This window comes from Flavobacterium ponti, from assembly GCF_042652765.1.
In the GTDB taxonomy this organism is placed as follows: domain Bacteria; phylum Bacteroidota; class Bacteroidia; order Flavobacteriales; family Flavobacteriaceae; genus Flavobacterium; species Flavobacterium ponti.
Genome location: NZ_JBHSGW010000021.1, coordinates 87,859 through 113,189, shown reverse-complemented (window position 1 = coordinate 113,189; position 25,331 = coordinate 87,859). Strand labels below are relative to the sequence as shown.

At 29.9% G+C, this 25,331-nt stretch carries 17 protein-coding genes and 1 other RNA gene; 8 read left to right on the top strand and 10 right to left on the bottom strand.

What is annotated here, in order from left to right; genetic code table 11:
* Window positions 1–2,226 (bottom strand): Ig-like domain-containing protein (locus ACFO3U_RS08250; protein WP_379740449.1); only part of this gene is annotated, 2,226 nt, incomplete at its 3' end.
* A 35-nt stretch (window positions 2,227–2,261) separates the two neighbouring features.
* Window positions 2,262–11,042: a hypothetical protein gene (locus ACFO3U_RS08245; RefSeq protein ID WP_379740446.1), complete on the bottom strand. Its 8,781-nt coding sequence runs from the start codon at window positions 11,040–11,042 to the stop codon at window positions 2,262–2,264.
* A gap of 353 nt (window positions 11,043–11,395) precedes the next feature.
* On the opposite strand from ACFO3U_RS08245, the gene ACFO3U_RS08240 reads away from it, so the two are divergent.
* From ACFO3U_RS08240 to ACFO3U_RS08230, 3 genes are read left to right on the top strand one after another with little or no spacing between them, the layout of a single operon-like run.
* Window positions 11,396–11,872, top strand: coding sequence for a SixA phosphatase family protein (locus tag ACFO3U_RS08240; protein WP_379740443.1), 477 nt, complete (start codon window positions 11,396–11,398; stop codon window positions 11,870–11,872).
* The gene (gene ppk1 / locus ACFO3U_RS08235) at window positions 11,872–13,986 is read left to right on the top strand and encodes a polyphosphate kinase 1 (RefSeq protein WP_379740440.1); all 2,115 of its coding nucleotides are present in this window, start codon (window positions 11,872–11,874) and stop codon (window positions 13,984–13,986) included. Before ACFO3U_RS08240 ends, ppk1 begins: the two co-directional genes overlap by 1 nt.
* Window positions 13,987–14,022: 36 nt before the next feature.
* Window positions 14,023–14,913 carry a Ppx/GppA phosphatase family protein gene (locus ACFO3U_RS08230; RefSeq protein ID WP_379740436.1) on the top strand — a complete coding sequence of 297 codons (891 nt, stop codon included), beginning with the start codon at window positions 14,023–14,025 and terminating at the stop codon, window positions 14,911–14,913.
* A 12-nt stretch (window positions 14,914–14,925) separates the two neighbouring features.
* Here ACFO3U_RS08230 and ACFO3U_RS08225 read toward each other — a convergent pair whose 3' ends face one another.
* From ACFO3U_RS08225 to ACFO3U_RS08215, 3 genes are all read right to left on the bottom strand, one after another.
* Entirely contained in the window at window positions 14,926–15,348 is a 423-nt protein-coding gene (locus tag ACFO3U_RS08225) for a BLUF domain-containing protein (protein WP_379740433.1), read from the bottom strand.
* A 6-nt stretch (window positions 15,349–15,354) separates the two neighbouring features.
* Entirely contained in the window at window positions 15,355–17,097 is a 1,743-nt protein-coding gene (locus tag ACFO3U_RS08220) for a DNA polymerase III subunit gamma/tau (protein WP_379740430.1), read from the bottom strand.
* Window positions 17,098–17,167: 70 nt separating this feature from the next.
* The gene (locus ACFO3U_RS08215) at window positions 17,168–17,467 is read right to left on the bottom strand and encodes a hypothetical protein (RefSeq protein ID WP_379740427.1); all 300 of its coding nucleotides are present in this window, start codon (window positions 17,465–17,467) and stop codon (window positions 17,168–17,170) included.
* Between the two features lie 118 nt (window positions 17,468–17,585).
* Here ACFO3U_RS08215 and rnpB point away from each other — a divergent pair.
* Window positions 17,586–17,903, top strand: an RNA gene (gene rnpB, locus ACFO3U_RS08210) — RNase P RNA component class A.
* A gap of 24 nt (window positions 17,904–17,927) precedes the next feature.
* Window positions 17,928–18,596: an FAD-binding oxidoreductase gene (locus ACFO3U_RS08205; RefSeq protein ID WP_379740424.1), complete on the top strand. Its 669-nt coding sequence runs from the start codon at window positions 17,928–17,930 to the stop codon at window positions 18,594–18,596.
* 4 nt (window positions 18,597–18,600) lie between these two features.
* Here the strand turns inward: ACFO3U_RS08205 and ACFO3U_RS08200 are convergent, their stop codons facing one another.
* The 3 genes from ACFO3U_RS08200 to ACFO3U_RS08190 are packed head-to-tail and all read right to left on the bottom strand — an operon-like array spanning window position 18,601 to window position 20,730.
* Window positions 18,601–19,185 carry an RsmD family RNA methyltransferase gene (locus tag ACFO3U_RS08200; protein ID WP_379740421.1) on the bottom strand — a complete coding sequence of 195 codons (585 nt, stop codon included), beginning with the start codon at window positions 19,183–19,185 and terminating at the stop codon, window positions 18,601–18,603.
* Window positions 19,182–19,994, bottom strand: a complete 813-nt coding sequence (locus tag ACFO3U_RS08195; protein ID WP_379740418.1) for a DUF3822 family protein — start codon at window positions 19,992–19,994, stop codon at window positions 19,182–19,184. The genes ACFO3U_RS08200 and ACFO3U_RS08195 overlap by 4 nt, the downstream gene beginning before the upstream one ends.
* A complete protein-coding gene (locus tag ACFO3U_RS08190) occupies window positions 19,978–20,730 on the bottom strand; it encodes a hypothetical protein (RefSeq protein WP_379740416.1) in 753 nt (250 codons plus the stop codon). Before ACFO3U_RS08190 ends, ACFO3U_RS08195 begins: the two co-directional genes overlap by 17 nt.
* Before the next feature lie 123 nt (window positions 20,731–20,853).
* Here ACFO3U_RS08190 and ACFO3U_RS08185 point away from each other — a divergent pair, with 123 nt between their 5' ends.
* Together ACFO3U_RS08185 and kdsB are read left to right on the top strand one after the other, a co-directional pair.
* Window positions 20,854–22,278 carry an ATP-dependent DNA helicase gene (locus ACFO3U_RS08185; RefSeq protein WP_379740413.1) on the top strand — a complete coding sequence of 475 codons (1,425 nt, stop codon included), beginning with the start codon at window positions 20,854–20,856 and terminating at the stop codon, window positions 22,276–22,278.
* A gap of 3 nt (window positions 22,279–22,281) precedes the next feature.
* Window positions 22,282–23,007: a 3-deoxy-manno-octulosonate cytidylyltransferase gene (gene kdsB, locus ACFO3U_RS08180; RefSeq protein ID WP_379740410.1), complete on the top strand. Its 726-nt coding sequence runs from the start codon at window positions 22,282–22,284 to the stop codon at window positions 23,005–23,007.
* Between the two features lie 13 nt (window positions 23,008–23,020).
* Here the strand turns inward: kdsB and ACFO3U_RS08175 are convergent, their stop codons facing one another.
* Both ACFO3U_RS08175 and ACFO3U_RS08170 read right to left on the bottom strand, forming a co-directional pair.
* The gene (locus tag ACFO3U_RS08175; protein ID WP_379740407.1) at window positions 23,021–23,704 is read right to left on the bottom strand and encodes a hypothetical protein; all 684 of its coding nucleotides are present in this window, start codon (window positions 23,702–23,704) and stop codon (window positions 23,021–23,023) included.
* A 50-nt stretch (window positions 23,705–23,754) separates the two neighbouring features.
* Window positions 23,755–24,417, bottom strand: a complete 663-nt coding sequence (locus ACFO3U_RS08170) for a spermidine synthase (protein WP_379740404.1) — start codon at window positions 24,415–24,417, stop codon at window positions 23,755–23,757.
* Window positions 24,418–24,469: 52 nt separating this feature from the next.
* Here ACFO3U_RS08170 and ACFO3U_RS08165 point away from each other — a divergent pair, with 52 nt between their 5' ends.
* Window positions 24,470–25,018: a 1-acyl-sn-glycerol-3-phosphate acyltransferase gene (locus ACFO3U_RS08165; protein WP_379740402.1), complete on the top strand. Its 549-nt coding sequence runs from the start codon at window positions 24,470–24,472 to the stop codon at window positions 25,016–25,018.
* Window positions 25,019–25,331: the final 313 nt, after the last annotated feature.

Here is a 25,331-nt window from a genome sequence, read left to right as displayed (position 1 = left end):
AAACGGAGCCCCATTAAGCGTATCGTTGTTTAAGATATCGATAGTATGAGGAACGTTATTGGCAATAGGACCAAATGGGTCATTCACAGCATCGATAATAAATAAAGGTGTATCAATATCCGTACAAGTAGGACAAGTAGGATTAGGGTCAGAAGTATCGCTAGTTACGGTAACAATATTAGTTAAGTTTCCAGTATAGTTAGAAGGTACAGTAAGTGTTAAAGTGTAAATTACAGAAGCACCATTAGCTAAAGTTGGTAAAGTATCTGACAAAGCACCAGTTCCACTTGAACCATTATCACCAGTCCAAGTTGCATTTGTAATACCGGAAGGTAGTGGATCACTCACAAGAACGTTCGTTGCGTCATCAGGACCATTATTTGTTACGGTAATTGTATAAGTAACATCTGTACCAGGTGTATAAGTTGCAGAATTATCCGTTTTAACAGTTACTATATCAGCACTTGTAGCAGAAACATTGATAGTAACTAAAGCAGTATCACAATTAGGAGTAGGAGTGTTATTATTACAAATAGTATATTCAAAACTATCTGGTCCATTATAATTTGCATTTGGAGTATATGTTACAACATCATCTGTTGGATCTAAAGGAGTTCCATTAGGGTCAGTAATTGTAACAGTACCATTTGTTGGAAGTATTGAAATCGTTAAAGTACCATATTGAGGAACATTTGTGTCTCCAATAAATAAAGTGTCATTAAAGAAAATATCAATATCTACTGATGAGTTTTCATCAACAGTATCAGTATCATCAACAGCTTCAATCACATAAATCGTAAATGTTGCAGAATCACAATTTGAAGGATTAGCTACTTCACAAATAGTATATTCAATAGAATATAATTGTCCGACAGTATTAAGAGGAACAACTATATCTCCTGTTGAAGTAATTACTAAACCTGTTAATGAAGGATTGTTTGTTATTGTAATTGTAACTAAAGATGGATTTGTAATTGCAATATTTTCTAGGGTATCTGGACCATTTCCATTATTAGTAAAAATATTTCCTACAACACCTTGCTGCGAATAACTAATAATGAAATTATTATCGTCTTCAGCAACAATTGATGGTTCTAAAGTTATTGTAATTGTTGCTGTATCGCAAATTGTTGGATTTAAGGCATCACATATTTGATAAGTTGCAACATAAGGAGTTCCATTATTTATATTAGAATTTGGTGGAATAGAAATATTTCCATTACTATCAATTGCCAAGCCTGTTAAACCACCATTGTTTTGAAGTGTAATTATTACAGTTGAACCTAAAGTAATAGGAGTACCATTTAATGTATCAGGACCTACACTGTTATTTGGAAAAATATTTCCAATAGTACCACCAATTTCACTAGCTGTTATTGTATCATCCTCAGCGATAATTTGTCCATTAACAGTTATAAAAATAGTTGCAGAATCACAATTTGAAGGTATTGCAACTTCACAAATTTGATAAATAACTTCATAATTTCCAGGAGGAGTATTCGTAGGAATATTTACATCTCCGTTTGGATTTATTGTTAAACCTGTTATTCCATCATTGTCAAGAACACTTATAGTAACTAAAGAAGAATTTGTAATTGGTGTGCCGTATAATGTATCAGAGCCAAAATTATTGTCAACAAAAACATTTCCAATAATTCCACCGTTAGGGAAATCAACTTCTAATTCATCATCAATTGCATCAATACAAACTGTACCTGAATTGTTATAATTTAAATTATAAACATCAGTTAACATTCCATTATCTATTGTATTGCTAAAATCTCCACCAAACATTCCTGGCTGACTAGAGTCTGGGTCAACACCATTATTAAAAAGTCTTAAACCAGGTACACATCCACCATTAATAGTAAATGAAAAAATCAATAATTCATCACCAGCAACAAGATTTGTTAGAGCACCACCAGAATCAACACCATGAAAATCATTTTGAGGTTGAACAGTAGGAGCATAAATTATTGAGTTATCTCCCCAAGTACCAGCATTATAACTTGTTAAATTTTGAAGAGGTGCATCTGCCACAGAAGCAGGTACTACTACTGAAATCTGAGAAGGTCCCCAAGTAAAATTATTTTGAGTAAAATCTGGTCTTGCAAATACTTCATATCTGTTTAATGTTACATTGTACTTTAATGTTAAGTCAATATCTTGACTGTAGCCAAAAAAGCTTATTAACAGAGTAAGACCAAACATTATTTTGTTTCTCATCTTTTTGTATTTATTATTTATCATCTGGTTAAGATTTAATTTGGTGTTTGTTCTCTAAATATGTCATAATTATATAAATTCAAGACATTTAAAGTATATTTAGTTATTACATTAAAGAAGATGTATGTAGAATCGTTTCCAACACCTCTATACTTGACTTTTGCATCCATATTAACATCTCCCATAAAGTATCCAGGGAATGCATTATTGAAATTATAATTATTGAAGTTATTTCCAGAGTAATTTAAAATCGAACTGAAAACTACAGCTTGATCATTATTTGGCCCAGAATATTTTACTTTATTATCAGCATTAGTGTTTCCAGCCCATAAAGCATATTTTCCATTAGATTCTTGTTCTTGTTCAAAACCGTCATATGTTGCTGTTGAATTCCAAATTGCAGATGGTGCAGCAGTAGAAAAATCAAATACTGGATTTGTACCTGTAAAGGCAACAGGTAATGCAGTCATAACTCCTAAATGATTTCTATGTTTCACAGAAATAAAATAACTAGCTTTTGTTAAATTATTAAAAGTTAAACTACTTGTACCATCAGAACTTTCAACAATATCTCCATCTTTTTGAATTAATGCAGATTTAGTATGTAATACAATTGAACTATTTTCAGGATCTCTTAATTCCACGAAAACCCAATCAACAATTGCATTATCACCAGTAATACTTAAAACAGCATTTGTTGTTTGTTCATTTGTTGTAAAATCAGGTCTATTGAATCTAGTATTTCCAGCTGTTCCTAAGTCTGAATATGGTTCAGTCAATGGTATTACATTATTGATTCTTAAATCATCACGCATTTTACCATCTGTAGTTCCAAATAATGAGCCTTGAAGCAATGCTTTTATTTCAACTCTTGAAGACTCAACTTTAATTGTAACAATTGCAGTATCACAATTTGTTGTAGGGTTTAAATTTCCACAAATTTGATATTCAAAAGTATATATTCCAGCAGGTAAGTTAGGATTAACCGAAATAGAACCTGTTAATGGATTAATTGTAAAGTTTGGAGAAGGATTGATTAAGGTTAAAGTTACATCAGCTGGGTTTACAAAATTTAAATTGTAAACATCATTTGAATAAACATTAAATAAATCAGTGTATCCTGTTGCTACGTTAATTGGTGTTCCTGTATAATCATCATCATTTGCAACAATTGTTGGACCAACAACTAAAATTGTTGCTATAGCAGTAGCACAATCTGTTGGTAATGCAGCATTACAAACCTGGTAAGTCAATGTATAAGTTCCTGCAGGTGTATTAGGTGAAACATTAATTGTTCCATCTGGTTGTAAAGTGATGTATCCATTAGGATCAGGAATTGAAGTTGTAAGTATAATATCATTTATATCTATAGTACTTCCATTAAAAATATCATTATCTAAAACATTTACAACTCCGTTTTGACCTTCAAGACCGTTTATTGGACCAGCATAATCGTCTATCAATAAAATGTTATCTCTAGGTGTAACTGTTACTGAAGCAATATTGTCTGTTGTATTTGGATCAGTTTGATCACCACTTATTTCGGCAACATTTGTATAATTTCCATTTTTATTAACTTGAGCAGTTACAGTAAGAACAAATACTTGTCCTACCGACATATTTCCAATATTCCAAATACCAGTATTTACATTGTAAGTTCCAACAGTTGAAGTGTGAGAAATATAGTTAAATCCATTTGGTAATACATCATCTACGCGTACACCAGTTGCATCTGAAATTCCATTGTTTGAAGCAACAATTGTAAAGACTACATTATTGCCAATATATGGTGTCATGATATCAACAGTTTTTGTTACAGATAAATCAGATAACTTAACTGGAGTTGTTGAAGCAGAATCTTGTGTATTTGAAGTATTAGTATCATTTTCATTAGCATCAATAATAGCAGTATTGGTATAATTCCCAGTAGTATTAACTGTTGCAGTAATAGTTAATGTTTGTGATACACCGTTATTTAAATTACCAATAATCCAATTTCCTGATACATTATTATATGTTCCAGTAGAAACTGTGTGACTTACGTAAGTATATCCACTTGGCAATAAATCTGAAACATTAGCACCTGTTGCATTACTTGGACCATAATTGGTTGCAACAATTGTAAAAGTAACATTTGTTCCAACATTTGGTGTTGAATTATTAACCACTTTTGTAACTCCTACATCAGCAAGTGGCCAAGGTGTAGTTGTCGCTGATGACGAATTATTGGTTAAATTTGGATCGTTTTCATTAGCTGTAACTGAAGCTGTATTTACAAAGTTTCCTGTTGCGTTTACAGTTGCAGTAATTTCCAATGTTTGAGAAGTTTGATTAGCCATTGAACCAATAGTCCAAACTCCAGTTACATTGTTATATGTACCAGTTGAAACAACATTACTAACATAGGTGTATCCATTTGGTAATAAATCTGTAGCTGTTACACCTGAAGCATTACTTGGACCATTGTTTGTTACTACTATTGAGAATATTACGTTTCCGTTTACATCAGGAGTTGAAATGTCTACTTGTTTAATTATAGCAATATCACTTGATAAAACAGGTGTAGTAGTAGCAGAAGATGTATTGTTTGTTGTAACATTATCAATATTAGTTCCTGAAATTACGGCTGTATTTGTGTAGTTTCCTGTATTTAAAACTGTTGCAGTAATAGTTAATGTTTGAGATTGTCCATTGTTTAAATTACCAATTGCCCATGTTCCAGTTACATTATTATAAGTTCCTTGAGTTGAACTATACGTTACATAATTATATCCAGAAGGAAGTAAATCGGCCACAGAAACTCCTGTTGCAATACTTGGACCATTATTGGTAGCTACTACTGTAAAAACAACATTTGTTCCAACTAATGGAGTTGTATTATTAACCGTTTTTACGACCGCTAAATCTGATATTGGAGTTGGAGTTGGAGTAGTACTACTTGTATTATTAGTTGGGTCTGAATCATATTCAGTTTGACTAACACTAGCAGTATTTGAATAGTTTCCAGTTGTATTAACTAAAGCTGTAATAGTCATTGTTTCAGTTTGACTATTATTTAAATTTCCAATATTCCATAATCCTGTAATATTATTATAAGCTCCAATAGTAGTGGTATTTGATTGATAAGTATAACCTGATAATAAATTATCAGTTACAACTACGTTAGTTGCATTACTAGGGCCATTATTTTTAACAACAATCGTAAAAGTAATTTGTGAACCAACATTTGGAGTAGAATTACTTGCTGTTTTGATAATTTCTATTTCAGTTACTGGCAATGGCATTGTTTCCGCTGTAGCAGTATTATTTGTTAAATCGTTGTCTGCTTCTACTCCTGTTATTGTAGCTGAGTCTATATAATTACCAGATGGTAAAACTGTAGCTGTAATTTCTAAAACTTCACTTGTACCAGTTGGTAAATTTCCAATTGTCCACACTCCAGTAGTTGAATTAAAAGTTCCAACTGATTGATTGTTTGAAACAAATGTGTAACCATTAGGTAGAGTGTTAGTAACAGTAACACCAGTTCCATCACTTAATCCATTGTTAGTAGCAACAATAGTAAAAATCACGTTACTTCCTACGATAGGAGTTGTAATATCAACATTATTAGTGATTGATAAATCAGAATTCTTTGTTGGAGTTGTTGAAGCAGATGCTGTATCATTTGATGAAACGTTATCTATTTCATTTCCTTCAATTGTTGCTGTATTTAAATAATCACCATTTCCTTTTACTTTAACAGTTAAGGTTAATGTTGCTGAACCACCATTGGTTAGATTATTAATTACCCAGTTTCCGTTTCCGTTGTTATATACTCCTAAAGTTGCAGAAGCATTTACAAATTCGTAGCCTGAAGGTAATAAATCATTAACAATAACACCAGTAGCATTGCTTGGACCATTGTTAGTAGCAACAATTGTAAAAATTACATTGTTTCCTACTGTTGGAGTAGTATTATTAACTGTTTTTGTAATACCTAAATCAGCTAATCTTACAGGAGTAACTGAAGCAGATGATATATTGTTTGCAGGATTATTATCCGATTGATTACCTGAAACTGTTGCAATATTAGTATAGTTTCCAGTATTATTAACTGTTGCAACAATTGTTAATGTTCTTGTTTGAACAGTATTTAAGTTTCCTATATTCCAAATTCCAGTAGTGTTACTATAAGATGTTCCTCCTGGAGCATTGTGTGAAACATAAGTAAATCCACTAGGTAGTAAATCTTGAACTATAACTCCTGTTGCATTACTTGTTCCATTGTTGTTAACTGTAATAGTAAAAGTAACGTTACTTCCTACTTGTGCAGACGTATTGTTTACCGTTTTCACAACTTCTAAATCAGCAGTTTGCCCCACAATTGGAGATGAAATAGAGCTATTGTTGTTAAGGTTTGCATCAAATTGATCACCAACTACATTAGCAATATTAGTGTATGGTCCATTAGCATTAACTTGAACTGTTATTGTTAATGTTTGACTAATTCCAATATTTAAGTTACCAATAGTCCATAAACCAGATACATTATTATACGTACCAACAGTTGTAGTACTAGATAAATAGGTATATCCTGCAGGTAATATGTCATTAACTTTAACACCTGTTGCATTTATAGGTCCATTATTTGTTGCTACTATAGTAAAAGTAATTGTATTACCCACGTTTGGTGTAGCTAAATCTACAGTTTTAACAACAGCTAAGTCTGCATTTGGTATTGGAGAAGGAGTAGAAGTGGAAGTGTTGTTTGAAGTATTTGGATCTAATTCATTGCCAAAAGCAGTTGCAGTATTTGAGTAATTTCCAGTTGGGTTTACAAGAGCAACTATAGTCAATGTTTCTGAATCTCCACTATTTAAAGAATTTAATGTCCATTGTGCTTGATTATAAGTACCAGCTGTTGTAGTATGACTTACATAAGTATAACCACTTGGTAAAGCATCAGCTACAACGATTCCTGTAGCAGTACTAGGACCAGCATTAGTTAGTTCAATTGTAAATGTTACATTTTGCCCCATTAAAGGAGTTTGATTGTCAACCGTTTTTGTTACAATTAAGTCACTTGTTGGAATTGGATTTGTTGTTACTGTTGAAGTATTATTTGAAGGATTAGGATCAGTAAATGTTTGTGTTACTGTTGCAGTATTTGAATAATTACCAATACCATTAACTGTTGCAATAATATTTATAGAAGCAACATTTCCATTAGCTAAATTTCCTATATCCCAAATTCCTGTTGAAGAATTATATAATCCTAATGTAGCTGTACTTGATACATAAGTATATCCACTTTGCAATAAATCATTAACCTCTACATCTTGTGCATTACTTGGTCCATTATTTGTAACTGTAATTGTAAAAGTTACCTGACTTCCAACTAATGGAGTCGCGTTTGAAACTGTTTTTAAAACAGCTAAATCAGCAATATTATTAGGTGTAGTAGAGGCAGAAGATGTATTATTAGTCAAATTAGCATCTATTTCATTACCTGTTACAGTTGCAGTATTTAAATAACTTCCTGTTTGAAGAGCAGTAGCAGTTATTGTTAAAGTTTTAGTTCCATTAGCTAAAATATTTCCAGCATTCCAAACTCCACTTGTACTGTTATAATTTCCTGAAGTTGAAGTGTATGATACGAAAGAATAACCATTTGGTAACAAGTCTTGAACAGTAACTCCAGTAGCATTACTAGGACCATTATTAGTAACTACAATAGTAAATACAACATTTGAACCAACTAAAGGAACTTGATTATCTACTGTTTTAGTTATACTTAAATCGGTTACAGCATTTGGAGTTGTAGTTGCACTTGAAGAGTTATTTGAACTTACTGGATCAACAACACTACTTGAAGTTATTGTTGCAGTATTTAAATAATTTCCTGAAGGTTTTACGGTAACATTAGCTGTTAATGTTGCTGATTGTCCTACAGCAAGATTAAAGTTTGTCCAATTAACATTTGGATTATATTGACCAGCACTTACAGTTACATTATTAACAGTATATCCATTAGGAAAGGCTTCAGCTATTGAAATACTGTTAGCATTACTAGGTCCATTATTTGTTACTGTTACAGTAAAAACAACATTATCACCCACATTAGGTGTAGTATTGTTTACAGTTTTAACTACTGATAAATCCGCATTTTTTACAGGATTTGTAGTTGCAGAAGCTGTATTATTATTGGTATTAGTATCAATATTGTTACTTGTTACGGTTGCTGTGTTGGTATAGTTTCCAGAATTTAGAACAATTGCAGTAATTGTTAATGTTCTTGTTATACCATTATTTAAGTTTCCAACAGTCCAAACACCAGTACCAGAATTATAACTACCAGCAGTTTGAGTGTGAGAAGCATAAGTGTATCCACTTGGTAAAAGATCAGTAACAACTGTATTAATAGCATTACTAGGACCATTATTTGTAACGTTTATTGTAAAAATAACGTTAGTACCAACTAAAGGAGTTGGGTTGTTAACCATTTTTGTGATTGCAACATCAGAAACTGGATTTGCATTTGGAGTAACACTTGAAGTATTATTCACCATATTAGTATCCAACTCATTACCAGTTATTGTAGCAATATTGGTGTAATTACCAATTGCATTAACACTTGCTGTAACTGTTAATGTTCCAGATGCTCCAACGTTCATGTCACCAATTGTCCAAATTCCTGTTGAAGAATTGTATGAACCAATGGTAGCCGTGTTTGAAACATATAAGTATCCAGCTGGTAATAAGTCATTTACTGAAACACCAGTTGCAGTACTTTGACCGTAATTGTTAGCTGTAATAGTAAATACTATTTGCGAACCTACTTGAGGTGTTGCATTATTAACAGTTTTTACAACTCCTAAATCTGTGATAGGTGTTGGTTCAACTCTAATAATATCCTCATTGTTTGATAAATCTGGATCAAATTCAAAACCTGTAATAGTAGTAGGGAAATTATATTCTCCTTGCGGTAGAACTGTTGCTACTATTGTTAAGGTTTGAGTTTGTCCATTTGTAAGTGATGGAATAGTCCATAAACCAGTTGTTGAATTATAAGTTCCACCAGTTTGAGAAGAACTTACATAAGTATAGCCATTAGGCAATAAACCTTCAACATTTATGTTTGTTCCTGTGTTTGCTCCATTATTTCCTGCTAATATGGTAAAAGTAACTGTTGAACCTACATTTGGATTGATATTGTTTGCATTTATGTCAACATATAAATCAACACAACCTTTTTTAGCATTTGTAAAAACATCTTGAGTATAAATTCCCCAACCCCAGGTATTAATTACTCTAAGGTTACCAAAATCATTACATAAAATATCATCATCTTGATTTCCATTTACTATTGGTGCTGGAATTACATTACCTAAATTTCCATCACCACTCCATGCATGTGCTGGTGAAACTGAACCGACAGTTGAATTGTTTAAACCAGCACCAGTTATATTGTTTGTGTTATTAAAACTTGCATCACAAGTTGTTCCTATTGGAGTTAATAAACTATCATCCCAATACATTTGAGCATTTGCAACAGAAATTGGTGCAATTAAAGAAACTTTTATTCCATTCGCGTTAATTTCAGCATCATAAATAGGTAAATTAAATCTACCTTTTAATAAGATTAATGATAATTGTATAGTAGTTGAATTGTTTACATTATTTCCCAAACCATCTAAACCATCCCATTGAGCTTCATTGTAACCTGCAGGAACGTTGAACAATTCAAGAATTCTATCAGCAGTTCCCGCTTGATATCCAGGAACACCATTTAAATTAAAGAAAATCTTTATATCTCCAGATTCAGGAGCATCAAATCTTATGGCATATGCTGGACCACAACCAGTGATAGCAGGTTCAATAAACCTTGGTAATAATGGAACAGAAGCAATAGGGTATTGAGTTGAATCGGGTTGGTTTAAGAAAACCTTGTATCCATTTTGAAAAGAAGGGGAAACACTAGAATTTATTGATCTTCTATTTACAGCAAAGTTACTTGTATTTACAACACCATAACTATTTACAGCAACATCATAGGCAACAGGTCGAAAGTTTGGCTGAAATTCAATTTTTAAAACAGCTTTGTCATCTGTGTAAGCATATAATTTTGGTGAAGAAGAAGCATTAACATTTACAGAAAATTGCACCTCTGCACCATTTGTAGGTTGAACCGCTACAAATGCCCATTTGTCAGAATGAACACGTCCATTATAAACAGTATTATTTGCTTTTGCAACAGTAAAATCAAAATAAGGTGAATGAGCCCAGTTAGCTGAACTATTAGCATTACCATTAGGTATCATAGTTGCACCACCATCATTACTTCTATACATTTCAATCCAAAACTCACCGTTTTCAGATGGATCAAAAACAATAGGAGTATATCCAGCAGAATTTAATCCACTTATGTTTGGACCAGCAATTGCTTGAGCATAGGTATTTATTTTACCAGCTGCATTATTTGGATTCCACAATGTTGGACCAACTATTACACTTCCATTAGGACGTCTAATTCTGTAATATACGTCTGTTAAGTTTGGAATTGTTCCAGAAGTTACACCATTAGAGTATTGTCTCCAATCAAAACCAAAATAGAAATTTTCTACTGAGTGGTCTTTAATTCTGAAGTAGATTCTATTATCTTCGTTACAATTTAAAAAAGATCCGGAATTACGATAAGGAATAATAACTAATGACGTTAAGTTATTTGATGTTGGTGAAACTGTTTTTGTACCTTCTGCATTTGCATTAAAATTAAATACAGACGCAACAATGCATAACAAAACAATCAACCTTTTGAGTAAAGTGTGTTTCATACCTATTCTTATAATATTTTATGTGTCTATTGTTTTAGCTTTAACTTTTTCAAATCTAGCTATCACCTTACAAATGTATACTAGTTAATTGAATTATTACACAAGTCTTTTATAAATTCGATAAAAATCATATTTATACGACAAAATGTTAAAGTTATTAACAATTTTGTTGTTTGTTAATAAGTGATTAAAGGTTTAAAAATGATAAATAATTATGTTTTTTTTAATAAATTAGTTATTTTACTGATTAATTACTAAATAAGTTATTTGTTTGTTAAAAAAAATACATTTTCTTTTTAACACTAAACTTAAGTGTTAATTTTGTTTATAAGTAACTTTTTTACATACAATTTATGCTTTTAATTTTAATAAGACATGCAAAATCTTCTTGGGAAAATAATTTTATAGATCATGATAGACCATTATCTAATAGAGGAGTTAAAGATGCACAATTAGTTTTTAATTCCTTTGATTTTTTTCTAAATAATAAATGTGAAATTTTAGCTAGCACTTCAAAAAGAACCACTCAAACAGCCAAAATATTTTGTTCTTTAACTAAAATTAACTTTGAAGATGTTATTTTTAAAAAAGAACTTTATACTTTTGACTCGAATGAACTTGAAAAAGTTATAAGAAAAAATTTAAAGAAAAATCTAATTATTTTTGGACATAATAATGCTATTACAGATTTTGTTAATAAATTTGGAAATTATTACATTGAAAATGTACCCACTTGTGGTGTAGTAATAATTAAATTTGATGATTTTAGTACTTTCTCTCCTAATAAAGGAGTTATTACAAAAACAATTTTCCCTAGAGATTTAAAATAATGATAGAAGATCAAGCTGAAAATATATATATTGACCGAGAAAAAAGTTGGTTAACCTTTAATGCACGTGTTCTTCAAGAAGCAGCTGATGAAACTGTTCCTCTTTTAGATCGATTACGTTTCTTAGGAATTTTTTCTAATAATTTGGATGAGTTTTTTAGAGTTCGATATGCTGCTATTCGTAGAATGAATATTGAACAAGATGACACTGAAAAAATATTAGGTGGAATTTCAGCTGAAAGACTTTTAAAAGATATCACAGATATAGTAATTGAACAGCAATCAGAAAGTTTAAGGATTCTGAGCGATATTGAAACCAAATTAGAAAAAGAAAACATCTATATAATCAATGAAAAAGAAATCAATAAAGACCAAGAAAACTTTATTAAAGATTTCTTTATTCAAAGAGTAAGTCCAGCTGTTGTAACTATAATGTTAAATAACTTAGAGGAATTTCCTTTATTAAGAGATACTTCTGGTTATTTGGCTGTTAAACTAGTTATGAAGCCTACAAAGGAAACTTTTTTTAATACTTTCATGCCAAAACAAGATGTGAAGTATGCAATTGTTGAAATGCCAAAAACAGTCAATCGATTTGTAGTTTTACCTTCTAACAATGAAAAACAATACATTATTCTTTTAGATGATGTAATTCGTTATAATTTACATAGTATCTTTAATGTTTTTGATTATGAATCAATTACGGCTCACATGATTAAGATTACTCGTGATGCTCAATTGGAATTTGACAGTGATTTATCCAAAAGTTTATTGGAAAAAATTTCAGATTCAGTTAAAGAAAGAAGAGTAGGTGAACCTGTTCGTTTTGTGTATGATCAAGATATTGCTAAAGACACTTTAGAATTCTTGCTAAAACGAATGAAAATTGATAGTTCAGATAGTATTATTCCTGGTGGAAGATATCATAACCGTAGAGATTATATGGATTTTCCTAATTTAGGAAGATATGATTTGTTGTATAAACAAAACTATGCTTTACCTATTCCTGGATTAAATTTGGAAGGTAGTATTTTAACTAAAATCAAAGAAAAAGACTATTTATTAAACGCTCCTTATCAATCATTTTCATACTTAATTAGATTCTTGAGAGAAGCAGCTCTTGATCCAAAAGTTATTTCGATAAAAATAACGTTATATCGTTTAGCTAAAAACTCTCAAATTGTTAGTTCTCTTATAAATGCTGCTAAAAATGGTAAAAAAGTAATTGTTCAAATTGAATTACAAGCTCGTTTTGATGAAGCAAGTAATATCTCTTATTCTGAACAAATGCAAACCGAAGGAATTCAGTTGATTTTTGGTGTAAAAGGACTTAAAGTTCACAGTAAAATTTGTGTAATTGAGCGTCAAGAAAATGAAAAAATTAAAATGTATGGATTCATTTCTACAGGTAATTTCAATGAAGTTACAGCTCGTTTTTATACAGATGTTACTCTTTTTACCTATAATCAAAAGATATTAAAGGATGCTAATAAAATTTTTGACTTCTTTGATGTTAATTATCGTATTCATCGCTATAAACACTTAATAGTTTCACCACATTATACACGCTCACGTTTTAACAAGTTGATTGATAGAGAAATTACGAACTCTTTAGCTGGAAAAAAAGCTACAATTAAACTAAAAATGAATAGCTTAACAGATTCTAAAATGATTGATAAACTTTATGAAGCTAGTAGAGCAGGTGTAAAGATTAAATTAATTATTAGAGGTATTTGCTGTTTAATTCCAGGTGTAAAAGGAATGAGTGAAAACATTGAAGCCATCAGTATTGTGGATAATTATTTAGAACATTCACGAATTTATATTTTTTATAATGAAGGTAATCCAGAAGTGTTTATTTCTTCAGCTGATTTTATGACCAGAAACTTAGATAGTAGAGTAGAAGTTACTTGTCCTATTTATGATAATGATATTAAAAATGAATTGATGGATTGTTTTGAAATTTCTTGGAAAGCTAATGTAAAAGCAAGAATTCATAATAATGCGCTTGAAAATAAGTATAGGAAAGTTAATGGTGAAAAGCCTTTTAGAGCTCAATTAGAAATGTATAATTATTACAGAAATAAAATTAATGTTGTTTTTGAAAATTTTTAAATCAAGACAATCAAAAATATAAAAGCCCAAATTTAGATGATACATCTTAAGAAATATGCTGCAATAGATATCGGTTCCAATGCAATGCGACTTTTGGTAACTAATATTGTGGAACAAAAAGATAAACCAACACAGTTTAACAAAAGTTCATTAGTTCGTGTGCCTATTCGTTTAGGTCAAGATGCATTTACTGTTGGAGAAATTTCTGAAGAGAATATTGAACGAATGCTTGATGCAATGAAAGCTTTTAAATTGTTGATGAAAGTGCATAAAGTTGAGAAATATAAAGCATGTGCTACTTCGGCAATGAGAGAAGCTTATAATGGAAAAGATATTGTTGAGTTGATTAAGAAAAAAGCAGATATTAAGATTGATATTATTGATGGAAAAATGGAAGCAGCTATCATTGCAGCATCAGATTTGAAGCAATTTATCAATTCTGATAGAACTTATTTATACGTTGATGTTGGTGGTGGAAGTACTGAGTTTTCATTGTTTAATGAAGGTAAAATTGTAGCTTCAAAATCCTTTAAAAATGGAACAGTTCGTTTATTGAATAATATGGTAAATGATATTGTTTGGACTGAAATTGAAAAATGGATTAAAACAACTACAGCTGGTTATGACAACATTACCTTAATTGGTTCAGGTGGAAATATCAATAAGTTATTTAAGTTGTCAGAAAAACATCAAGATACTCCTTTGTCTTATGTTTATTTGAATTCTCAGTACCAAAAGCTTAACGCAATGACTTATGAGGAAAGAATTTCTGAAATGGGTTTAAATCCGGATAGAGCAGACGTAATTATTCCTGCGACAAGAATTTATTTAAATGCCATGAAATGGAGTGGTGCAAGACAAATTTATGTACCAAAAATTGGACTTTCAGACGGAATTGTGAAAGCTATGTATTTTGGAAGAATATAGATTTTGTAAACATTATAGAAGTTTACTATCCAAAACCTTCTCAACAGAAGCCCAAAAACTTAAAGTAGCTCCTCTTGATTTATCCGCAAAACTAGATAGTAATTTATAATTATTGACAAATAAAATTTCATTATCACTTTCAGGTGAAAAGAAACCCATGTCCCATTTCTCAAAGAATCTTTTTTCTGAGTCATTTTCCCAAAGCAAATCAATTAAATGATGCCTTTTGTCTTTTAAAATTTTATCATAGGTAGATAAAACATTCTCTTTTGCTCCTTCTAATATTTGAATAAAAGAACCATTAAAATAAACTAAACATCCTGTAATTTGTTCTTGTGAATTACGAGTAATAGCCTCTTCTAAAATTAGGTTTAAAATATCTTGATCTAATTCTCCAATAGATTTTGATTGATACGTTAATTGATATATATTCATATGTTACTATAAATCAAGGTCAAATGTCTTTCGTAATAAGTCAATTGCAGGGTTTATTTTTCTTAATCTTTCGTATTTGTCATCTGGTGTAAAAGCATATTTCTTTTCAACAGTTTCATTAACTTTTACATCTATTACAATATCATGATTGTGTAATTTTCCTCGTAAGTATCCTAATAACTCAACACAACCTGATAAAAATTCTTCTTTTGTACTCTGATTTGGCAATTCTAAAGTAATTGTGCTTCCATCAAGTACTGGTTCATTCATTAACATATAAGTAGACATTAACATTTTACCAGAATCTTGCATTCGTTGTGCAAATTTATTCCATTGCAAAAGCATATCAGTTTCAGTAAATTTTTCAGTTGGTAATTCTCCTAGATGTTTTAAATGCTGACTTTGTTTAGCTTCAAGTTCTTTCTTAGCACGTAATCCTGCAAGTGATAAAGCAGAAACTTTAGGCTGATTATTAAACGTAGTTTGTTGGTTATTTATTGTTTCAGTTTGTTGTGTCTCAGAAATGTCTTTTGTTTCAAGAGGTTTTTTAGTTTCAGGATTTTTGTCCAAAATCTGCTCACTGCTTTCTACAATCTGCTCTTTGAGAACTGGTTTAACTTCAGTAATTGAATAACTGTTATTTCTAAAATATGTTGCTGGAATTATAAATGAGTTAGGCTTTTTTTTTTCTCCATCAAAAGTGATAGAGGCTAACTGCATCAAACATAATTCAACCAATAAACGTTGGTTTTGACTAATTTTATAATTCAAATCTGCTGTGTTGGCTAAATCAATTCCTTTTAAAAGAAAATCTTGTGAAGCTTTTTGAGCTTGTGCACTATATAATGCTTTGGCTTGTTCACCAGAATCTAATAAAGTAAGAGTAGAAGGTGTTTGGCAAACCAATAAATCTCTAAAATGTGAAGCTAATCCTGCAATAAAATGATGACCATCAAAACCTTTGGCTAAAATATCATCAAAAGCTAAAAGTAAATCTGGAATTTTATTTTCAAGGATAAAATCGGTTACACGAATGTAATATTCAAAATCTAGTACGTTTAAGTTTTCGTAAACAGCTTGTCTTGTCAAATTATTGCCACAATATGAAACCACTCTATCAAAAATAGATAAAGCATCTCGCATGGCACCATCAGCTTTTTGAGCAATGATATGTAAAGCATCATCTTCAAAAGTTACTCCTTGTTCAGTAGCAATTTCTTTTAAATGTTCTTTAGCATCATTAATAGTTATTCTCTTGAAATCAAAAATCTGACAACGTGATAAAATAGTTGGAAGGATTTTATGTTTTTCGGTAGTAGCTAAAATAAAAATTGCATGTTTTGGTGGTTCTTCTAATGTTTTCAAAAATGCATTAAAAGCAGCAGATGAAAGCATGTGAACCTCGTCAACAATATAGACTTTATATTTTCCTGTTTGTGGTGGTATTCTAACTTGATCAATAATGTTTCTAATATCATCAACACTATTGTTTGAAGCAGCATCTAATTCAAATACATTGAACGAAAAATCTTCATTTGGGTCATCATATCCTTCTTGGTTGATTTTTCGAGCTAAAATTCTAGCACAAGTTGTTTTTCCAACACCTCTTGGTCCTGTAAAAAGTAAAGCTTGAGCTAAATGATTGTGTTCAATGGCATTAAGCAAAGTATTAGTAATAGCTTTTTGTCCTACTACATCTTTAAATGTTTGAGGACGGTATTTTCGGGCTGATACTATAAATTGTTCCATGCTTAAATTTGAAATACAAATATAGTAGTAATTCCTTCAAATATCAAAATCGATTGTTTAAAATGAATGACTATTTTAAATTATTTTTAATGGTAATATCAATTAAAATTCGGGCAGCTTCACTAATTGAATTTGCAGCAAATCCTGTTACATAAACTCCTTTTTTTCCTGATTTAGACTTGATTCCATAAACCATAGATTCATCATCCGGATTTGTTTCTCCTTCATATCTATAAATTTCATCAATTATTAATTCATCCTGACTGTCTATTATTTCCTGTTCATTAACATTATAGTCATATTCATATCCTTTTTCTTTTAAAATCTTTAAAGCTTCAATTACGGTTGCATAATGATACGTTTTTTTCATCTTATATTTTGTTTAGCAGTTTTTATTTCCTCTAAAAATAAGCAATTAATACTAATTTTCATCTAAATAAATGTTAAAGTAAGTCGATGCAATTTTACTTTTAAATTCCTACATTTGCACTGCAGACCACCTTATCGTCGTTCCGATTCGTTGGAAGGGAGGAAAGTCCGGACACCAAAGAGTAGCATAGTGGGTAACACCCATCGTTCCAATTTATTGGAAAAGGACAAGTGCAACAGAAAGTATGTACAGATAATGCTGTAGTGAAAACAGGTAAACTCTATGCGGTGAAATGTCAAGTATATCAGCATTTAAGGATTACTCGTCCGTTGTTGAAGGGTAGACAGCTTGAGTCATAAAGTAATTTATGATCTAGATAAATGATAAGGCTCCGATTTATTGGAGACAGAATCCGGCTTATCGGTCTGCATTTTTTTTAATTATAATGTTTTTTGTTTGTATGAGTAAAGTAGTTGTTAAAGTTTTAGAATCACAGTTTGTAAATTATGATGTTAAACGTTTTGTAGTTGAAAAACCTGAAGGATTTGACTTTATTCCTGGTCAGGCTGTAAACATTTCAGTGAATGAACCTGATTGGAAAACTGAAAAAAGACCTTTTACTTTTACCAACCAAAAAGATGCTAAAAATTTAGAATTCATCATTAAAATTTATAATGATCACAATGGTGTTACAAATAAATTAGCAGGAATCAATGCTGGTGATGAATTAATACTTCATGATGTTTTTGGAGCTATTCACTATGAAAAACCTGGAGTATTTATAGCTGCTGGAACTGGAATAACACCTTTTTTAGCCATTTTTAGGGATTTATACAAGAAAAATAAACTACGCGGAAATAAACTTATTTTTGTTAATAAAACATCTTTAGATGTCATTGCTGGCCAAGAGCTGCAAAGAATGTTTAAACAAGACTTTAGACCTATTTTCACTAGAGAAGGTGTTGTGGGTTTTCAAGGCAGGAGAATTGATAGAAACTTCTTAATTGAAAATATAGTTGATTTTAGCCAACACTTTTATGTTTGTGGACCAACAGAATTTGTTGAAAAGGTTGTAAAGAATCTTAAAGATTTAGGAGCTGATGCTGATAGTTTAATTTTTGAAGAATAGTTTACTAATTGTCTTCTTCATTTTCTTCTACAAAATCATCTTCCTCCTCTTCTTCAAATTCAAAGAAAGAAAAAACAGTTCCTCCATATCTTTTTGCAAAAGAAAAGTGAATCATATGTTCTAAAGAAGTATCTTTTGAATGTTCAATTATTAGCATTCCTTCTTCATCCAAAATTTCATTGTCAAAAATCATCGTTACAATTTTTTCAAAGTCATTTTGAGTTAAATGATAAGGTGGATCTGCAAAAATAATATCATAACTATTTTTGCTTCTTTCCAAATAAGCAAAAACATCTGACTTTAAAGCCGTAATATCAAAATCAAATTCGGTAGCTGTTTTTTTGATGAAAGAAACACAACCAAAATCTCCATCTACTGAAGTAATTGGTGCACTTCCTCTTGATGCAAATTCATAACTGATATTTCCAGTTCCAGCAAATAATTCTAAAACACGTAAGCCAGAAAAGTTAAAATTGTTATTTAAAACATTAAACAAAGCTTCTTTTGCCATGTCTGTTGTTGGTCGAACGGGCAACTTTTTTGGAGCTTGAATTCTTCTGCCTTTGTATTTTCCTGAAATGATTCTCACGAGTTGAATAGTATATAGTGACGCAACATTTCTTCTTCTGTTACATCATGAATTTTTGATTGATTTGAAACGTCTAATAAATCACAATTTCTAATGAATTTATAAGCTATTTTATAAAAAGCATCTTCTTTAGAAATAGCACCAAATAATGAAATAGAAACTAATTCTGGATTTAATTGCAACTGCTCAAAAGTAAATAAAATATAATAGATAAAATCTTCAGCAGTGTTATATTCAAATGAATTAAATAATAATAATTGTTGATTTTTTACGACTACAATTTCAAAATGTGTTTCTTGAACATGAACAAAAACTTGCTTTTCATCTACATTTTTTGACTTATCAAGCATTTTTTGTAACAAAATGGAGTTTGTATTTTTATAATCAAAACTTTCAAATTGGTCCAATAAAAAATTATTAATATTTACAAAAGGAACATATACATTATTGATTTCATAAGTATTTATTTCATCCACTGCAAAAAAATCAGTTTCAAATACTTTGACATTGTATTGCAAATAACTAGCTATATTGTTGATGTCAAATAAAGGCTTTGGAACAAAAGTATTAATGTTGTTATCGTGAAGTACAACTATTTCATCATATGACTTTGATAAAGTTGTATTGTTTATGAAAGCATTCCAAAGTTGGCCATCAATTACTTCATTCTTTTGGAATGCAACAGAATTGTAAATTATTATTTTATTGGTAATTGTATCAAAGACACAAAAAGAAAGTCCACTCAAGGAAACCTGAATGGACAACTTTTTATAATTTCTTTGAGTGATGTCGTTACTCGTTACTACCATATTTTTTTGGCCAATTTCCAGTTAGGGTAACATCTTCTAATGAACCTAAAACAATTTTGTCACCATTAATTTCGTCAATAGCTTTCTTTTTCTTTTCTTTTTCTAATAGTTCTTCATCCATTCCTTTTAAAACCTCATTCTTATCAATTTCAACTAAAAGAGTAGGAAAAGCTTTATCTTTAACAATGATCGAACTAGTTTTCATATCTACAGGAACTTCAAAGTCTTTAATTTTAACAACATTCATTCTTTTATATCTTTCAGAATCTTTAAATAATGAATCTTTTACAGATTTAAATCCTAATGATCTAATTATAACTTCGTCTTTAAAATATCCTCCTTCACCATCAGCAAGGCCAAAAGCTTTATTTCTTGCAACATCAGGAACGGAAGTGTCTTTTCTTTCAACAATTTCAAATTTTTCAGTTTCAATGAATTTAATTAATGAATCAAAAGTTGGAGCATAAGTTCCTTTTATTGATTTGTAAGCCATTTGCGACTTTTTAATATCAAGCATTTTTGCTACTGCAGTTTCAAAACGAACTTCTTTCTCTTCATCAAAACGAATAGGTGCCATAACAGAATTATAGATCAAGTATCCAAAAACTCCAGTTACAATCCATAATAAGATTGAAAAGAAAATTCTGTTTTTTGGAGTTGCAATTTTGTCAAAAATCTTAACAAGAACAAAGATTAATACAATAAGTAGTACTAAAAAGATGGCTAATTTTAACATTTGATTTCTTAATTTTTTAGTTTAATAGGTACGCAAATCTACAATTTTTTTTTCTTCTCAAAAGAATTTCTTAGAAAAATCATCAGTATATTTGAAAAATAATAAAAGCCAATCTAAAAAATAATGACTTCAAAGCTGTTTTACAAACTTTTACGTGATAATTTTCCGTTTGAACCTACACTAAAACAGGACATTTTTTTTCAAAAAATAGCTGATTTCGTTATAAATTCTTCTAATAATGAACTTTTCGTATTAAAAGGCTATGCCGGAACAGGTAAAACAACTGTAATTTCAACCATAGTCAATCAACTTAAAAACGCAAATCAAAAATATTTATTGTTAGCACCAACAGGTAGAGCAGCAAAAGTAATTAGCAATTATTCTCAAAAACCAGCTTTTACAATTCATAAGAAAATATATTTTCCTAAGAAATCGAGCAGTGGTGGAGTTAGTTTTACTTTACAACCTAACAAATTTACAAACACTATTTTTATTGTCGATGAAGCTTCCATGATTTCAGACACAAATCAAGAATCAAAATTGTATGAAAATGGTTCGCTTTTAGATGATTTACTGTCATTTGTGGATTCAGGAAAGAATTGTAAAGTTATTTTTGTAGGTGACACAGCACAATTACCACCAGTTCTTTTAGATGTGAGTCCAGCTTTAAATATTGATTCACTTTCACTACATTATAATAAAAATGTACATCATATTGAGTTGGATGAAGTAATGCGACAAGAAGAAGATTCTGGAATATTATTTAACGCTACAGAATTACGTGAAATCTTAAAGTCTCATTTTATTGATACTTATAAGTTTGATGTAAAAGGATTCAAAGATATTGTTCGTTTACAAGATGGTTATGATATTCAAGACGCTATTTATGAAGCTTTTAGTAATTATGGTTTAGAAGAAACGGCTTTTATTGTGCGTTCTAACAAGAGAGCGAATCAATACAATGAGCAAATTAGGAGTCGAATTTTATCTAAAGAAAGTGAAATTTCGTCGGGTGATTACATGATGGTTGTAAAAAATAATTATTTTTGGTTAAAAGATTCAGATGAAGCGGGTTTTATTGCCAATGGTGATATTATTGAAGTATTGGAAATCAGAAATATTAAAGAATTATACGGTTTCAAATTTGCAACAGTAAAAATTAGAATGGTTGATTATCCAAAACAAATTCCGTTTGACACCATTTTATTGTTGGATACTATAAAAAGTGAATCACCATCATTAACTTATGAAGAATCGAATAAATTATATCAAGAAGTATTATTAGATTACGAAGAGGAAACTACTAAATATAAGAAATTTCAAAAAGTAAAGAATAACGAATATTTTAATGCACTTCAAGTCAAGTTTTCTTATGCAATAACGTGTCACAAATCACAAGGTGGACAATGGAATACAGTTTTCATCGAACAGCCTTATTTGCCCAACGGAATTGACAAAGATTACATCAGATGGCTTTATACAGCAATGACAAGAGCAAAAGAAAAACTATATTTAATAGGTTTTAAAGACGAGAATTTTATACTATAAAAAATGAAAACAATAGCCGTAATACCAGCAAGATATGCTTCCACACGATTTCCAGCTAAATTGATGCAAGATTTAGGAGGTAAAACAGTAATTCTTAGAACATACGAAGCTGCAAAAAATACCAATCTTTTTGACGATGTTTTTGTAGTGACAGATTCAGATTTGATATTCAAAGAAATTAGCTCCAATGGAGGAAAAGCCATTATGTCCATAAAAGAACACGAAAGTGGTAGCGATAGAATTGCAGAAGCTGTTCAAAATATGGATGTTGATGTCGTTATAAACGTGCAAGGAGACGAACCTTTTATTGACGAAAATCCTTTGAAAGCTTTGATTGAAGTGTTTAAAAATGATGCAGAAAATAAAGTTGATTTAGCATCTGTTATGTGTCAAATAACTGATAAACAATATATTGAAAACCCGAATAATGTAAAAGTAATCACTGACCAAAATGGATTTGCTCTATATTTTTCTCGTTCCGTAATTCCTTTTCCAAGAGAAGAAAATATTGGTGTTCGCTATATGAAACACATCGGAATCTATGCTTTTAGAAAACAAGCTTTGTTGGATTTTTACAGTTTACCAATGCTTTCTTTAGAAGCTTCTGAAAAATTAGAACAACTTCGCTATTTAGAATATGGAAAACGCATCAAAATGATTGAAACCAACCACATCGGAATTGGAATTGATACAAAAGAAGATTTGGAACGAGCAAGGAAGATGATTTAGATTTATAAATCTATTAGTCTATGCTTTCTTCAATTGGATTATAATTAGAAAATCTGACGATTTCGTGAATTTCACCTATTCTAACTTTTGTTTTTAACTTGGTTTCTTTCTCTTTTTCAATGGAATAACTTTTAATTTTTCCATCCATAAAATCAACTCTAGCAAATTCAACTAAGCTATCATTTTTAATTTTTAAAAAAGTTGTAGTAGTTCCAGCATAAACACTAAAAGCATCAATACAGTCTAATTTTTTATTATATCTTAAATTTGGATATAAATCAGAATTTTTAATTTCTAAAAAAGATTCTGTATTATTTGAGAATAAAAATAATTTTCTGATATCATTTGCACCTCTTCCAGCAGTAGCAAAATGTATTGTAAAATCATTAAAACCATCATTATTAAAATCTGAAAACTCAGTAATTAATGGAATTTCACAGCATTTATTTAAATTGTAATCTTGAATATTAATCCATTTTTGTTTAATCTTTTTGAAAAGAATAAAATTCACATTTATTGAACTGTCAATTTTTTTTTGAGTTATTTCAAGTTTATAGTTTCCTTTCAAACCAAAATTTGTACTGTCAATAAACTTATCTAGATTATCATTTCGTGAAATGTTTACAAAATTTAATTTAATATTTTGAGTCTCATTTTTACAATTCGTAAATAAAATAACTAAAAATAAAAATTTCATTAATTTCATCATATGGTGGTATAATTATAAAGTAAAATATTATTCATAAATCAACTCAACTTCTTAATTGTAAACAATTCATTATGCTCTTCAATTTTTGGATACATTCTTAAAGAGTATTGTTCCTTAAATTTAGAACTATACAGTTTGTTTCTTTCTTTGTCTTTTTCGGTTAAAACCATTGTATTGAATAAAATAAAGCCATTTAAATTCAATAAGGAGTTTACATGATTGATAAAAAAATCTTCAAATAAAAAATTAGGCATCACCGTATCTTGAAAAATATCAATAATGATTAAATCATATTTTTCTTTGGTTTTTAAAACATATTCAAAAGCATCATCATTTACCAATTCTAAATTCTCTATTTCATTCAACTGAAAAAATTGATTGGCTAATTCAAGAACATTTTTGTCTATTTCAACACCAGTTATTTTGTTTTTGTATTTAATTTCTTCTACTAATGTTTTTATAACGCTACCACCAGCAACTCCTAATACCAAAATACTTTCAAAATTTTTAATTCTTTCAAAACCTATAAATCGCAATCCTTTTTTTAAGGCTCTTTGCAAACTTCCATACGAATAATTAGTGTTTTTTGAATCTAAAACCAATTTACCATTATTCCAAGTAACTTCTAAGGATTTATTAATATCTGAATTTTGCTTATGTATATTTATAGGAATTAAATAACTTAAAAGTTTTTGAAGCATTATATTTGTATTGTGTTTTGCGTAAAGGTAAAATATATTTTAAAAAAAGTAAATGAAAAAAACGCTTTACAAATTTATTTTTTCAACAGTTTTTGGTTGGAAAGTAATTGGAAATATTGACGACACTATTAAGAAATGTATAATCATAGCCGTTCCTCACACAAGTTGGTGGGATTTTTTCTTAGGTATTTTTTCAAGAGGAATTCTTAAAAAGGAAATTAACTACGTTGCCAAAAAAGAACTCTTCGTTTTCCCGTTTGGTTATTTTTTCAAATGGACTGGTGGAACACCTTTGAACCGACAAGTTAAAGAAAATAAAGTAGATGCAATTGCTAGAATATTTGATAGCAAAGAAGTTTTTAGATTAGCTATTGCTCCTGAAGGAACTCGAAAAAAGGTTTCAGAATGGAAAACAGGTTTCTATTATATGGCTTTGAAAGCAAATGTGCCAATTATTCCAGTTGCATTTGATTATGGTAAAAAAGAAGTAGTATATCACAAACCATTTTATCCAACAGCTAATATTGATGAAGATTTAAAAATACTACATTCTTACTTTAAAAATGTAAAAGGTAGAGTGGCAGAAAACAGTTTCAATTAATTTTTTTTATTTTTTTTCAGAAAAATTAAATCCAAAATAAAAATTCTCTCGTATATAAAAAAACTAACCGCTAAATAATTTATTGTGTATGGGAAAAATTTTATAAATACTAATTTATAATAATAACCTAACTTAGGTTTCACTATTTTAAATTAATATTTTATACTGTCTAAAAAAAGAAAAAGTCTTCATTGCTAAATGAGGACTTTTTCTTTTTTATAAAATCTGAGATTTAAGAAATGTAATTTTTGAAAGTTCCATTTTTGAAAAAGATAACAATGCGTTCAATTTCATTTTCAGCATGATTTTCAAA

What these genes read in the sequence shown, in the direction of transcription:
- ACFO3U_RS08225 (WP_379740433.1), bottom strand. Translation starts at nt 15,348, where the DNA reads ATGAATATATATCAATTAACGTATCAATCAAAATCTATTGGAGAATTA.
- ACFO3U_RS08185 (WP_379740413.1), top strand. Translation starts at nt 20,854, where the DNA reads ATGACTTCAAAGCTGTTTTACAAACTTTTACGTGATAATTTTCCGTTT.
- ACFO3U_RS08245 (WP_379740446.1), bottom strand. Translation starts at nt 11,042, where the DNA reads ATGAAACACACTTTACTCAAAAGGTTGATTGTTTTGTTATGCATTGTT.
- ACFO3U_RS08165 (WP_379740402.1), top strand. Translation starts at nt 24,470, where the DNA reads ATGAAAAAAACGCTTTACAAATTTATTTTTTCAACAGTTTTTGGTTGG.
- ACFO3U_RS08195 (WP_379740418.1), bottom strand. Translation starts at nt 19,994, where the DNA reads ATGGTAGTAACGAGTAACGACATCACTCAAAGAAATTATAAAAAGTTG.
- ACFO3U_RS08220 (WP_379740430.1), bottom strand. Translation starts at nt 17,097, where the DNA reads ATGGAACAATTTATAGTATCAGCCCGAAAATACCGTCCTCAAACATTT.
- ACFO3U_RS08205 (WP_379740424.1), top strand. Translation starts at nt 17,928, where the DNA reads ATGAGTAAAGTAGTTGTTAAAGTTTTAGAATCACAGTTTGTAAATTAT.
- ACFO3U_RS08240 (WP_379740443.1), top strand. Translation starts at nt 11,396, where the DNA reads ATGCTTTTAATTTTAATAAGACATGCAAAATCTTCTTGGGAAAATAAT.
- ACFO3U_RS08230 (WP_379740436.1), top strand. Translation starts at nt 14,023, where the DNA reads ATGATACATCTTAAGAAATATGCTGCAATAGATATCGGTTCCAATGCA.
- ACFO3U_RS08175 (WP_379740407.1), bottom strand. Translation starts at nt 23,704, where the DNA reads ATGAAATTTTTATTTTTAGTTATTTTATTTACGAATTGTAAAAATGAG.
- kdsB (WP_379740410.1), top strand. Translation starts at nt 22,282, where the DNA reads ATGAAAACAATAGCCGTAATACCAGCAAGATATGCTTCCACACGATTT.
- ACFO3U_RS08215 (WP_379740427.1), bottom strand. Translation starts at nt 17,467, where the DNA reads ATGAAAAAAACGTATCATTATGCAACCGTAATTGAAGCTTTAAAGATT.
- ppk1 (WP_379740440.1), top strand. Translation starts at nt 11,872, where the DNA reads ATGATAGAAGATCAAGCTGAAAATATATATATTGACCGAGAAAAAAGT.
- ACFO3U_RS08170 (WP_379740404.1), bottom strand. Translation starts at nt 24,417, where the DNA reads ATGCTTCAAAAACTTTTAAGTTATTTAATTCCTATAAATATACATAAG.
- ACFO3U_RS08190 (WP_379740416.1), bottom strand. Translation starts at nt 20,730, where the DNA reads ATGTTAAAATTAGCCATCTTTTTAGTACTACTTATTGTATTAATCTTT.